This window comes from Streptomyces sp. NPDC002896, assembly GCF_040295225.1.
GTDB lineage: Bacteria > Actinomycetota > Actinomycetes > Streptomycetales > Streptomycetaceae > Streptomyces.
In genome coordinates, this window is sequence record NZ_JBEOVA010000014.1 from 26,952 (window position 1) to 39,720 (window position 12,769).

The window sequence follows — 12,769 nt, forward strand, 5'->3', positions numbered from 1 at the left end:
TCGTGTCCACCGCAGAAACCGCTGCCGCCACACAGCCGGCCGAGGAGCCGTCGCTCAAGCGCGCCATCGGCCCCAGACTGCTGATCCTCTTCGTGATCGGCGACATCCTCGGCACCGGCATCTACGCCACCACCGGCAAGGTCGCCGGCAAGGTGGGCGGGGCGCTGTGGCTGCCGTTCGTCATCGGCTTCGTCGTGGCGATCCTGACGGCCGCCTCGTACGTGGAGCTCGTCGGCAAGTACCCGAAGGCCGCGGGCGCCGCCCTCTACACGCAGAAGGCGTTCCAGCTGCCCTTCTTCACGTTCATCATCGCCTTCATGGTGATGTGCTCGGGACTGTCGTCCGCGAGCGCGGCGGCCCGTGCCTTCAGCGGCGACTACATGAGCGAGCTGACGAACAACGTGCTGCCGCCCACGCTGATCGCGATCCTCTTCATCGTTGCCCTCGCCGCGCTGAACCTGCGGGGCGTCTCGGAGTCGGTGAAGGCGAACGTGGTCTTCACGCTCGTCGAGCTGTCCGGTCTGCTGATCATCCTCGGCATCGGTGCGTACGCCGTCCTGACGGGCGGCGGGGACCCCTCGCGGCTGGGCGACTTCGAGGCGGAGGGCACCGGATACGCCCTGCTCACCAGCGTGCTCGGGGCCACCGCGCTCGGCTTCTTCGCGTTCGTCGGCTTCGAGGACTCGGTCAACATGGCCGAGGAGACGAAGGACCCGGGCCGCAGCTTCCCCCGGGCGATCTTCATCGGTGTGGCCGTGACGGGCACGATCTACGTCCTGGTGGCGCTGATCTCCTCGCTCCTTGTCGACTACCGGGTCCTGGAGGGATCGAGCGGGCCGCTGCTCGAGGTCGTGAAGGCGGGCGGTGTCGACTTCCCGCACAAGCTCTTCGCGCTCATCGCGCTGTTCGCCGTCAGCAACTCGGCGCTGATCAACCTCATGATGGCGTCGCGGCTGTGCTACGGCATGGCGAACGAGCGGATCCTGCCGCGCGGCATGGGCCGGGTCCTGCCCCGGCGCCGCACACCGGTGGTGGGCATCGTCTTCGTCTCGCTCCTGGCGATCGGCCTGGTCTCGACGGGCGAGATCGAGGGCCTGGGCGACACCACGGCGTTCCTGCTGCTGTGCGTGTTCGCGGTGGTCAACGTCGCGGTACTGGTGCTGCGCCGCGACCACGTCGAGCACAAGCACTTCCGTACGCCGACGCCGCTCCCCGTCCTGGGCGCCCTCACCGCCATCATCCTGGCCAGCCCTCTCGCGGACCGGGCCGCCGACGTCTACATCCGGGCCGGTGTGCTGCTCGCGCTCGGGATCGCCCTGTGGGGGGTGAACAAGCTGGTGCTGCGGGCGCGGGGCGAGGACTGAGGGCCGGCGGACGCTCGGCAGCTGACTGACTCTCGGCAGCGCACTAGACGAGGGCGTCCGTTCGGCGCCGGGAGCCGCCGGGGGCCGCGTCGCCTGCCGCGACGCCCGTGGTGCGGTAGCCCTTGACCTGCTTGCCCGCCGGGGCTCCTGCGCCGCGGCCGAGCCAGTCGACGCGTACCCACAGCAGCGCGTTGTCCTTGCGCTCGCGGCGGCCCAGGCGCGCGGCCTTCAGCCAGAGCCCGGCACCGAGGCCGGCGAGCAGCATGCCGCCCGCCGCCGGCACGGCGAAGGCGCTGCCCAGCGCGGCGAGGAAGGCGAGCAGCAGCCACCAGCGGTGGCCGCGCCGCCAGTTGCGCACGGTCACGGCGCGGTCCTGCAGCACATCGTGCTTGCCCGCGCGTGCGGCACCGGCGGCGAGTGCGGCGTACCGCTTCCTGCGCGTGTACGCCACCGTGGCGGCGGCCAGCAGGAACAGGGCGGCGCCGCCGAGCACCCCGATACGGCGGCCGGTGAGGCCGGGCGGTAGTACGCCGATTCCGGCGGCGAACACACCGAGCCACCACAGCGGTGCGGCTCCGGCGCGCACGACCACCGCGACCCGAGCCAGTCCTTGACCTCCGCGTGCCACGCTCTGCCTCCCTACGGCTCTGTTCAGCGAGGGAGGGTAGTGGCGGACTCTGAGGAGGCGATGAGAAACGGGGCACTCCACCGGGTGATTACTCGACGAACAGGCCCCGCCCCGCCGCCTTCGTGTCGAACTCCTCCAGGCGCGCCTGGGCGTCCGGCAGGTCGTCGCACATGGCCTCCAGCAGGACCCGGCCGAGGAGCATCGGCGCGCAGGCCGTGTCGAAGGCGAGGCCCGTGCCGACGGCGGCGGGCAGCAGAAGGTCCGACACCTTCGCCACCGGGGCGAATGCGCTGTCGGCGACGGTGACCACCGTCAGCCCCACCTCCTGTGCGTACGTCAGCGCGTCCACGACCTCCCGCGGATGGCGCGGCAGCGCGAAGCAGAGCAGCGCCGTCGCCCCGGCCCGGGCGGCCGCGTCGATGCGGTCGGCGAGCATCGAACCGCCCTCGTTCAGCAGCCGTACGTCCGGATGCACCTTCGCGGCGAAGTACGCGAAGCCGTACGCCTGGGACGCGGCCGCGCGCAGGCCGAGGACCGGGAGCGGGCGGGACGCCGCGAGCAGGCGTCCGGCGCGGGCCACCGGCCGCGGATCGGCGAGCAGTTCCGCGAGATGGCGGAGGTTCTCGATCTCCGCCTCGACCGCCTGCTGGTACTCGTTGTACGAGGTCGCGCCCGCCGGGGCCTCCGCCGGTGCCACCTCGCGCAGGTGCCTGCGCAGCGCCGGATAGCCGTCGAAGCCGAGCGCGACCGCGAAGCGGGTCACCGACGGCTGGCTGACGCCGGCGAGCTCGGCCAGCTCCACGCTGGACAGGAACGGCACGTCGGCGGCCCAGCGCACCATGCTGTGCGCGATGCGGCGCTGGGTGGGCGTCAGCCGGTGGCCCTCGAAAAGCGCCTGCAGCCGCGCAGCCGGGCTGTCGTTCACGCTCATGTCCGTGTTTCCCCTCGTCACGTCGGGTCCCGTCACGGCGTCGCCCCCGTTCCTCACGTCGGACGCCGCCATCGCGTCGGACCCGTTCATCGCGTCGGACCCCGTCATGCCGTCGCCCCCGTTCCTCACATCGGACCCCGCCATGCCGTCGCCCCCTCCCTCGCTTCGGACCCCTTCACCACGTCGGATACCAGGTCCGTGAACCGGTCGAGCAGTGCGGCCGCGGCGCTTACGTCGTCGGTGAGCGGCCGGTCCGCGAGGTCCGGGTCGAGCACCGACTCGGCCAGCTCCAGCGCCCGCCCCACCGGCAGCTCCGGCTCGGGCCGCAGGTCGCGCTGGCGCAGCGCGCGTACGGCGGCGACGAGTTCGCAGCCGACGACGAGCCGGAACGCCCCGCAGGCCCGCAGCGTCTGCCGGGCCGCGAGCGACGCGAAGCTGGCCTGCTCCTCGACGCCCCGGGAGAGTACAGCGTGGCCGAGCGAGGCCGGCGCGGAGAAGGCCCGCAGATCGCCGAGCGCGGCCCCGGCGGCGTACTCCAGGATCATCACCCCGGACGAGGCGGGCTCGTGGTCGGCCAGGAAGGGCCGCAGACGCGTGTACGCCGGTTCGTTGAGGGTCGACAGGCGCGAGGTCGACAGGCGGGCGACCGAGGCGAGGGCGAGCCTGAAGTGGTCCAGGGCCAGGGCGAGCTGGGCCATGTAGAAGCCGCCGTGGTGGTAGGCCGCCATGTCCTCGGGGGAGATCAGCGGGTTCTCGGCGGCCGCGTTGATCTCGACGGTCAGTATGTCCTCGAGGGTGTCCGCAGCGTCGTGCGCGGGCCCGTGGATCTGCGGCAGGCAGCGGAAGCCGTACGGGTCCTGGATGCGGCCGAGCGGCGGGACGGGGCGTTCGGCGGCGCCGATGAGCTCGCGCATGAGCCGGGCGACCTCGTACGAGCCGCGGTGGCGGCGGGCCGCGTGCACGGGCTCCGCGTACGCCTCGTGCGAGCCGTCGACCGCGAGCAGCGACAGCGCGGCGACGACCTGGGTGGCGTCGATGAGGCCGCGCAGTTCGTGCAGGGCGAGCGCGGACTGGCCCAGGGTCAGGGCGTTGCTGCTGATGAGGGCGAGCGCGTCGTTGTTGTCGAGCGGCTGCGGCTCGGGGCCCTGACCCCGCCAGGGGTGTTCGCCGGCGAGCGCGAGGCCTACCTGGGCGAGGGCGGCTATGTCGCCGGTGCCGACCGAGCCGAATTCGTTGACGACGGGGTACGCGCCGGTCTCCAGCGCGTCGCACAGCGCGGTGACGACGCCGGGGCGCAGGCCCGCGCCGCCCGCGAGCAGCTGGTTGGCGCGCACCGCGAGCATCGCCCGGACCTGCCGGGCGGGCAGCTCCTCGCCGATCGCGCCGGCGTGGCTGCGCAGCAGGCGCAGTCCGTGTCCGGCGGCGGCCTCGGTGGGCACGTCCTCGCTGCGGTTGGCGCCGACCCCGGTGGAGCGGCCGTAGACGCGACCGGTCGCGGCGATCTCGCGCGCGGCGTCCCAGGACTCCTTGACGCGCTTCAACGCCTCGGCGCCCGCCAGGGGGCGGGCGGTGCCGTCGGCGAGCCGCACGACGTCGGCGATCGCCAGCTCCTGCCCGTCGAGGACCACGCTGCCGGACGGCCTACGAGCCGCCGTATCCACACTGCGAGACGACATCACGCGCAATTCCTCCCTCTCCGGACGCCGGCGTCTTACCCCTCGGCCATATGTAACCAGCGATTAACGCCGAAGCATTGACAACCTATTCATTACCGAGAACTCTGCATGACGATATGCAGACCGGGCAAGGGACAACTCATGATCCAATTCGATGCGGTCCACAAGCGCTTCCCCAACGGCACAACGGCGGTCCATGACCTCTCCCTCGACATGCCGGAAGGCGGCGTCACCGTACTCGTCGGATCCTCCGGCTGCGGAAAGACCACGACCCTCCGCATGATCAACCGAATGGTCGACCCGACCTCCGGAACCATCCGGGTCGGCGGCCGCGACGTCCTCCAGCAGGACGCCGCGGAGCTTCGCCGCTCCATCGGCTACGTCATCCAGCAGGCCGGACTCTTCCCGCACCGCACCGTGCTCGACAACATCGCCACCGTGCCGCTGCTGCTCGGCTGGGGCCGCAAGAAGGCGCGTACGCGGGCGGCGGAGCTGCTGGAGACCGTGGGCCTGCCCACCGAGGCCGGCAAGCGCTACCCGCACCAGCTCTCCGGTGGCCAGCAGCAGCGCGTCGGCGTGGCCCGCGCACTCGCCGCCGACCCGCCGGTGCTGCTGATGGACGAGCCGTTCGGTGCGGTCGACCCCGTCGTACGCACCCAGCTCCAGGACGAACTGCTCAGGCTCCAGAAGGAGTTGAGCAAGACCATCGTCTTCGTCACGCACGACATCGACGAGGCCGTCCGGCTCGGCGACCGCATCGCGGTCTTCCGCACCGGCGGCCATCTCGTCCAGTGCGCCTCGCCCGCCGAACTCCTCGCCCGCCCGGCGGACGACTTCGTGGCGGACTTCCTCGGCGCCGAACGCGGCCTGAAGCTGCTCTCGCTGACGACGCTGGGGGACGTCCCGCAGGGCCCGGCGCCGGAGGGCGCCCGCTGGGAACTGGTCCTCGACAGCGCCCGTACGCCCCTCGGCTGGCGCGACACGGAGGCCCCGAAGGACGCTCCCCTCACGCCCGTACGCCCCCTGCGCGACACCGACGCGCTGCTGTCCGCGCTCAACGAGGCCGTCGCCTCACCTGCCGGGTTCGTGGCCCGCGTCGACGCCGACGGCGCCCTCACCGGCGTCACCTCGCGCGACGACATCCACATCCACGCAGGACGCGCCCACGCCGAAGCGAGTGTCGCCGCATGACCATCGAGTGGAGCTGGATATCCGGCCATGCGGGCGACCTGGCCGCCCTCACCGTCTCGCATCTCCAGGCCGCCCTGTCCGCCGTCTTCTTCGGGCTGCTGATCTCCCTGCCGCTGGCCGTTGTGGCGCACCGGATCCGCCCGCTGCGCGGCTTCCTGCTCGGCCTGTCGAACGTCTTCTTCACGATTCCGTCGATCGCGATCTTCGTACTGCTGCTCCCGGTCTCCGGTCTGACGCGCACCACCACCGTCATCGGCCTGACGGTCTACACCCTGGTCGTGCTGCTGCGGAACACCGTCGAGGGCCTCGACTCCGTCCCCACCAGGACGAAGGAGGCTGCGACGGCCATGGGCACCAGGCCGCTGCGCGTGCTGCTCACCGTCGAGCTCCCGCTCGCCCTCCCGGTGATCATGGCGGGCGTCCGGATCGCCACGGTCATGTCGATCTCCCTCGTCTCGGTGGCGACCTACATCGGCGACGGCGGCCTCGGCCAGCTGTTCACCGACGGCTTCCAGCGCAACTTCCCCACCCCGGTCCTGGTCGGCGTCGCCCTGACGCTGCTGCTGGCCCTGGTCGCGGACGCGCTGCTGGTCGCCGTCCAGCACGTCCTGACTCCCTGGACCCGTCAGAAGCGGGGGGCCTGAGCCCATGTACGAGCTGTTCAAGAACCTCGGCGCCTGGCTGGTCAGCGGCGAGCAGTGGTCCGGCCCCGACGGCATCGCACACCGCCTCGCCGAGCACCTCCAGTACTCGCTGCTGGCCACGCTCATCGCGGCCGCCATCGCCCTTCCTGTCGGCCTGCTCATCGGCCACACCGGCCGGGGCGCCTTCCTCGCCATCAACCTGTCGTCGTTCGGCCGGGCCCTGCCCACCGTCGGCCTGGTGGTGCTGGTCTTCCTGGCCAGCGGCCTGTCCATGTGGCCGGTGTACGTGGCGCTGGTCGCCCTCGCCGTCCCGTCCATCGTGACCAACACCTACGCGGGCATGACCGCCGTCGACCCGGAGGTGAAGGACGCGGCACGCGGCCAGGGCATGCGCGCCCACCAGGTCCTCTTCCAGGTGGAACTCCCCCTCGCCCTCCCGCTGATCATGACCGGGCTGCGGCTCGCGCTGATCCAGGTGGTCGCGACGGCCACCATCGCCGCGTACGTCAGCTTCGGCGGCCTCGGCCGGTACGTCTTCGACGGCCTCGCCCAGCGCGACCTCGTGCAGGTGCTGGGCGGCGCCGTTCTGGTCGCGGTCATCGCCGTCGTCCTGGACCTCGCGCTCTCCGCCCTCCAGCGCGCCCTCTTCCGACACCGCCCCGCCTAGGGCCAAGGAGCAACGAACCATGAACCGCAGGACTCTCCTCGGCGGCCTGTTCGCCGCCGCCTCCGTCCCCGCGCTCGCCGCCTGCGGCAGCGGCATCACCTCGCTGGACGGCCAGGGCAGCGTCGGCAGCGGCGCCGGCTCCAGCAAGAACGGCATCACCATCGGCACCGCCAACTTCACCGAGAACCAGGTGCTCGGCTACCTCTACGCCGCCGTCCTGGAAGCGGCCGGCGTGAAGACCACGGTCCGCCCCAACCTCGGCACCCGCGAGATCCTCATCCCCGCACTCAAAGGCGGCGACATCGACCTCCTGCCCGAGTACCAGGGCGCGCTGCTGCACTACCTCGCGCCGAAGGCGACGGCCACGGAGGAGGGCGAGATGCAGAACGCCCTCGCCATCGCGCTGCCCGACGGCCTGCAGGTCCTGCCGTACGGGATGGCCGAGGACTCGGACGCATTCGTCGTCACGCGCGAGACGGCGAAGAAGTACGGGCTGACGTCGCTGGCCGACCTGGCCAAGCAGAACGGCAAGCTTGTCATCGGAGCCGCCCCCGAGGTCAAGAAGCGCGCCGTCGGTGTGGTCGGCCTGAAGGACGTCTACGGCGTGGAGTTCAAGGAGTTCAAGTCGCTGGACTCCTCCGGGCCGCTGGTAAAGGGCGCCCTGAAGAAGGGCGATGTGGACGTCGCGAACCTCTTCACGACCGACACCGACATCCAGGCCGAGGGCTGGGTCGTCCTCACCGACCCCAAGAACCTCATCCCCGGCCAGCACGTCGTCCCCCTCATCGCCGACCGCAAGGCCGACTCGACGGTCCGCAAGGCGCTCGCCGAGCTGGGCAACGTACTGACGACAGCGGACCTCACCGAACTCAACCGGCAGGTCGACAAGGACAAGAAGGATCCGGAGGACGTGGCGAACGCCTACGCCGAGAAGCACGGCCTCACAAAGAAGTAGCCCAGCAGCAAACCGCCGAGCAGCAGGACGACGGAAAGTCGACAGGAAGGGAATCCGGCTCATGGCCCAGGGCCTCGTGGAGCTCCGCTCCATCGACGTCGTACCCGACGAGGAACGGCACGGCACCGCGTTCAGCCAGTTCACGCTCTGGCTCGGCGCCAACCTCCAGATCACCGCCGTCGTCACCGGCGCCCTCGCGGTCGTCTTCGGCGGCGACGTGGTGTGGTCGATCGCCGGGCTCGTCCTCGGCAATCTGCTGGGCGGCGCCGTGATGGCCCTGCACTCGGCGCAGGGCCCGAAGCTCGGGCTGCCGCAGATGATCCAGTCACGCGCCCAGTTCGGCGTGCGCGGGGCGGTCGTACCGCTGCTCCTCGTCATCCTCATGTACGTCGGCTTCTTCGCGAGCGGCAGCGTCCTCGCCGGACAGGCCGTCGGCGAGCTCACCCACACCGGCGACACCACCGGCATCGTGGTCTTTGCCCTCGTCACCGCCGTGACTGCGACCGTCGGCTACCGCGTCATCCACGCCCTGGGCCGGGTCGCGAGCGTCGTCTGCGCAGTGGCCTTCGTCTACCTCGGTGTACGCCTCCTCGACCACGCCGACGTCTCGGCGCTGCTGGACAACGCGCACTTCTCCCTGCCCATGTTCCTGCTCGCGGTCTCCCTCTCCGCGTCCTGGCAACTGGCCTTCGGGCCGTACGTCGCTGACTACTCGCGCTATCTGCCGCGTACGACGTCCACGCGGGCCACGTTCTGGTGGACCCTGTCCGGCTCGGCGCTGGGCTCGCAGTGGTCGATGACGTTCGGCGTACTCGTCGCCGCGACGGCGGGCGAGAAGTTCCTCGCCAACCAGGTCGGCTACGTGGTGGGCCTCGGCGGCACCGGCCTCATCGCGTCGTTCCTCTACTTCGTGATCGCGCTCGGCAAGCTGACCGTCAACGTGCTCAACACATACGGCGGCTTCATGTCGATGGTCACGAGCATCAGCGGCTTCCGCGGGCAGCGGGTGCTCTCGCAGCGCGGCCGCGCCCTCTACATCGCCCTGATCATGGTCGCGGGCACGGCGGTGGCTCTTCTCGGCAAGGACAGCTTCCTCACGTCCTTCAAGGACTTCCTGCTCTTCCTGCTGACCTTCTTCACGCCGTGGTCGGCGATCAACCTGGTCGACTACTACCTGATCTCGAAGGAGCGGTACGACATCCCGGCCCTCGCCGACCCGGGCGGCCGCTACGGAGCCTGGCGCTGGGACGCCCTCGTCGTCTACGGCGTCGGCCTGCTCGCCCAGCTCCCCTTCCTCGTCACGCACTTCTACACCGGCCCTCTGGTCGAACCGCTGGGCGGCGCGGACATCTCCTGGATCGTGGGCCTCGTCGTACCGGCGGCTGCCTACCGGGCGGTGGCGCGCCGGCACCGCGACGGCGGTGGCCAGACGGGTGAGGGGGCTGAGCCCAGTACGAAGAGGGGGGCTAGCCCCACTGTCTCGGAGGCGTCGGCTTCGTAGCGTAAGGCGGTATGGAAGCCGGCGACACCGAACTCAAGAAGGAACTCGACGCCACCCTGCACGCACGCAGGGAACTCGGCGAGGAGTACGAGTCAGCGCTGGTCGACTCGTTCCTGGAAAAGGTCGAGCAGCGCGTCGACGACGCGGTCGACCGACGCGTGCGACGGCGGCTCGCCGAGCAGCAGACAATCGTGGCCAGAGGCGCCCGCGCCCCCGGGTCCGGCGACTCCTGGGGCGAGCGCTTCGGCTTCGGCGTGATCTCCCTGATCCTCGCCATCCCGCTCTCCGCAATCGGCGCGACCCAGGCGGGCATGTCCGGCCTCTTCGTCACCTGGGCGGGCATCGTCGGCGTCAACACGGTCCAGGCCTTGCGCAGCCGCCCGCATTTCGGGAAGCGACGCGAGAAGTCCTCGGACTGGGAGGAGTAGGCCAGGAAGCCGGGGCGACCGCACTCTCTGCGGCCTGCGCGACCGCCGGGCGTTTCGTAGTGGCGCCGCACCCGCAGGCCAGGAGGGGATTTGAGACCGTCCGGCAGACCGGCCGATAATCTCGGCGTGCCCGTGTCAGTCGCCGATCTCCTCGCCGAGCCCAAGCTGCGACTCCGGGCCCTGACCAGCCACTGCCATCAGCCGGACCGGCAGATCGGCTGGGTTGCCACCACCGAGCTGCGGTTCGCGGGACTGGTGGGTCGGCCGGAGCTGCCCGCCGACCCGAGGTTCGCCGACGACACCGCTCGGGCCCAGCACATCGACGAGGTCAAGCGGATCACCGAAGAGTGGTCCAGCCGGCTGACCACGGTCGAGGCCCTCGAGCAGGCGCGGTCGGCGGGGGTTCCGGCCGCGCCTGCTCGAGGGCCTCGCAGAGGTGACGAACAGCGAGCAGATACGTCAACGCGGCCTGCTCGGGGAGTTCGAGCATCCGGTGCTCGGCCGTATCCCCTTCCTTCGCCAGCCTGTGCACTTCCGCACCGGTGCGACGGGCGGGCCGGAAAAGGAATCCGGCACCGGCCGGGTCACGGCGCCGAGCCCGGTGCTCGGCGAGCACACCGAGGAGGTCCTCGAGCAGTGGCTCTCCCGGCCTCCGGCCTCAGCCGTTTCCCGGTGAGCGCGGGCGACCGGCAGGGCGGGCTTCGCTGACACCGGATCATCGGCGCAAAGGGTTGTGCGCGGGGACCGCCGCACCCCCGTTACCGGGGGGCGGGACGACGGCGGTCCCCGCGAGGGACGCGGGCCTGGTCAGGGCCGGGCTGGCGCGTCCGTGGCGTCCATGGAGGTCCGGGAGCCGCTCCGGAGGTCCTTGGCGCCGTTTCGGTTGCCGGCCTGGGAGGGGAGCCGCTCCCTCCCTGCCGACACCCACTAATGTGCCGGACCCGTGTTAAGCGGGTGCTGCGCGGACGTGACGCGTGCGTACCACTTCCGCGAAGTCCGGTCGGCCATCGTCCGCAGTGTCAACCTGCGGCGCCTCCACTCACTCGATACGCGGATCCATTCAGTCATCCACTCCCCAGCCTCACGCCCGCCTGCATATTCAAGGTGATCGAACTGTTCACCCATCCTCGAAGGGGCGCTCGTATGTCCGGCTGGTCTCGGAGCTTCCTCAATCCCTCGTCTCGGCCCTGGAGACCGGGCGCACCTTCGAGGAGTGGCTCGGCGGCCGGATACCCGGCCTGGACTACGCCCGCATCAGCGCCGACCAGAGCACGCGGTCCTCGGTCCTGGCCAAAGGGCGCGAGGCCGGGACGGGAGTTCGTCACCAGCACGAAGAGAACATCGAGGCGGGCGCCGGGTTCGGGGTGGCCATCGTCAAGTGCTACGAGGACAACGGCATTACGGCTGCGCACTCGGACGTCGTACGACCGGCGTTCGTCGAGATGGTGGACGCACTGCACTACCGGAGAACGAGCGAGGGCTACCCGGTCCAGGCCCTCGTCGCGACAGAGCATGAACGGGTATGGCGCCTGGCTGCGGACTGCGCCAAGCTCCGCCGGGCCGTCACCGTCACCGAGGACGGACTCTTTATCGAGCGTCGAGCCGTTTTCGACCTCCATGCCAAGGACGCCACGGGTGACGCGACCGCCAGTGAGGACGAGGTCAGGAAGACGAAGGAGAGGATCGAGCGCCACATCCGCCGACGTGCCATCGACGGCGGAACCCCGGGCGGGCGCAGGCGCTTCGGCTGGCTTCCACCAGACCCTCGATCCGGCCGCAAGATCAACATGGACAGGGATCCCCATGAGTGGCCTGTTCTGCGGGAAATGATCGAATCAGCGCTGCGCGGGGCGAGCTGGAACGACATCGCGCGGGGACTGAACAGTCGGGGGATCACAACCGCTGCGGGAAACCGGTGGAGCGGAGCAACTGTCCGCCAGGCCCTGACCAATCCGGTGATGTGCGGATACCGAGCAATCCACGGGGAGCTGGTCAGAGACTCCGCGACGGGCTCTCCGATCGTCGGCCAGTGGGACGCACCCGCGACCGTGGAGGAGTGGCAGATGCTCGTGGAGCTGTCCCGGCAACGCGGCGCGAAGCGGGGCACACGCCTGACCAATGGCAGCCCGCCTCCGGGCAAGGAGCCCAAGAGCCATCGCAAGTACCTGTTCAGCGGCTATCTCCGCTGTGGCGCCACCCGAAAGGACGGAGCTCCCTGCAACGCCAAGATGGGTGGTTGCGCTCGGTCGACCGAGAAGAATCCCGACAACGCGGTTTACGTGTGCACTGCCTTGGACTGCTCAGGCGCAGCGCGGAATGTCCCCGACGTCGACGACTACCTTCAGGAGATCGTTTTCTCCATGCTCGACAAGCGGCACATGGACGCCCGCTCCGAGCGACAACCAGAGTGGGCCGGAACAGCGCTACTGCGGCTTCTCGTCGAGAAGCATGAGTCCCTCGAAGATCAGCGTGATGCAGGCACCCTCCCCTACGCCGACGGTTCCCGGAAGATGTCCGACCTCGAAACCCGGATCTCCGGGCTCGAAGCAGCACGAGAGGAACACTTCCGGGCCTGGCAGGCCAGTGTGAGCGGCTGGAACCGGTCGCAGTGGCCCGCAATGAGTCTCACGCAGCGGCGGGCGGCGATCGCCGATGTACTGCAAGCCGTGATCGTCCTCCCCCTCCCTCGTGGTCGGTCCCGTCGCGCGCCGTTCGACCCACGGCTGTTGCAGATCGTGCCCGCAGAAACGCCCTGAGGCCCTGAAAGGACATGCCGGGTGATGC

At 70.4% G+C, this 12,769-nt stretch carries 13 protein-coding genes; 9 read left to right on the forward strand and 4 right to left on the reverse strand.

Features of this window, described 5'->3' with window-relative positions; translation table 11 throughout:
* Positions 1-2: 2 nt before the first annotated feature.
* On the forward strand, positions 3-1,364 hold the full coding sequence (locus ABT009_RS25775; RefSeq protein WP_351299424.1) for an APC family permease: 1,362 nt from the start codon (positions 3-5) through the stop codon (positions 1,362-1,364).
* 43 nt (positions 1,365-1,407) lie between these two features.
* On the opposite strand, the gene ABT009_RS25780 is transcribed toward ABT009_RS25775, so the two are convergent.
* From ABT009_RS25780 to ABT009_RS25790, 3 genes are all read right to left on the reverse strand, one after another.
* Entirely contained in the window at positions 1,408-1,992 is a 585-nt protein-coding gene (locus tag ABT009_RS25780) for a hypothetical protein (protein ID WP_351299427.1), read from the reverse strand.
* Positions 1,993-2,080: 88 nt separating this feature from the next.
* Positions 2,081-2,923 carry a MurR/RpiR family transcriptional regulator gene (locus tag ABT009_RS25785; RefSeq protein WP_351299429.1) on the reverse strand — a complete coding sequence of 281 codons (843 nt, stop codon included), beginning with the start codon at positions 2,921-2,923 and terminating at the stop codon, positions 2,081-2,083.
* Between the two features lie 125 nt (positions 2,924-3,048).
* Positions 3,049-4,599, reverse strand: coding sequence for an aromatic amino acid ammonia-lyase (locus tag ABT009_RS25790; RefSeq protein ID WP_351299432.1), 1,551 nt, complete (start codon positions 4,597-4,599; stop codon positions 3,049-3,051).
* Between the two features lie 141 nt (positions 4,600-4,740).
* Between ABT009_RS25790 and ABT009_RS25795 the strand changes: the two genes are divergently transcribed.
* The 6 genes from ABT009_RS25795 (at position 4,741) to ABT009_RS25820 (ending at position 9,985) form a co-directional block, all read left to right on the forward strand.
* A complete protein-coding gene (locus tag ABT009_RS25795) occupies positions 4,741-5,790 on the forward strand; it encodes an ABC transporter ATP-binding protein (protein ID WP_351299435.1) in 1,050 nt (349 codons plus the stop codon).
* Positions 5,787-6,434, forward strand: a complete 648-nt coding sequence (locus ABT009_RS25800; protein WP_181660820.1) for an ABC transporter permease — start codon at positions 5,787-5,789, stop codon at positions 6,432-6,434. Before ABT009_RS25795 ends, ABT009_RS25800 begins: the two co-directional genes overlap by 4 nt.
* A 4-nt stretch (positions 6,435-6,438) precedes the next feature.
* Positions 6,439-7,101, forward strand: coding sequence for an ABC transporter permease (locus ABT009_RS25805; protein ID WP_351299440.1), 663 nt, complete (start codon positions 6,439-6,441; stop codon positions 7,099-7,101).
* A gap of 19 nt (positions 7,102-7,120) precedes the next feature.
* A complete protein-coding gene (locus ABT009_RS25810; protein ID WP_351299443.1) occupies positions 7,121-8,056 on the forward strand; it encodes an ABC transporter substrate-binding protein in 936 nt (311 codons plus the stop codon).
* A gap of 61 nt (positions 8,057-8,117) precedes the next feature.
* Positions 8,118-9,557 (forward strand): purine-cytosine permease family protein, encoded by a 1,440-nt coding sequence (locus ABT009_RS25815; protein ID WP_351299446.1) that lies wholly within the window; start codon positions 8,118-8,120, stop codon positions 9,555-9,557.
* Positions 9,558-9,568: 11 nt separating this feature from the next.
* Complete coding sequence (locus ABT009_RS25820; RefSeq protein ID WP_351299449.1) at positions 9,569-9,985, forward strand: hypothetical protein; 417 nt, start codon at positions 9,569-9,571, stop codon at positions 9,983-9,985.
* 135 nt (positions 9,986-10,120) lie between these two features.
* On the opposite strand, the gene ABT009_RS25825 is transcribed toward ABT009_RS25820, so the two are convergent.
* Positions 10,121-10,303 carry a hypothetical protein gene (locus ABT009_RS25825; protein ID WP_351299877.1) on the reverse strand — a complete coding sequence of 61 codons (183 nt, stop codon included), beginning with the start codon at positions 10,301-10,303 and terminating at the stop codon, positions 10,121-10,123.
* Here ABT009_RS25825 and ABT009_RS25830 point away from each other — a divergent pair.
* Positions 10,241-10,693, forward strand: a complete 453-nt coding sequence (locus ABT009_RS25830; protein WP_351299847.1) for a CoA transferase — start codon at positions 10,241-10,243, stop codon at positions 10,691-10,693. The genes ABT009_RS25825 and ABT009_RS25830 overlap by 63 nt on opposite strands.
* A 266-nt stretch (positions 10,694-10,959) precedes the next feature.
* Entirely contained in the window at positions 10,960-12,741 is a 1,782-nt protein-coding gene (locus ABT009_RS25835; protein WP_351299452.1) for a recombinase family protein, read from the forward strand.
* Positions 12,742-12,769 lie beyond the last annotated feature (28 nt).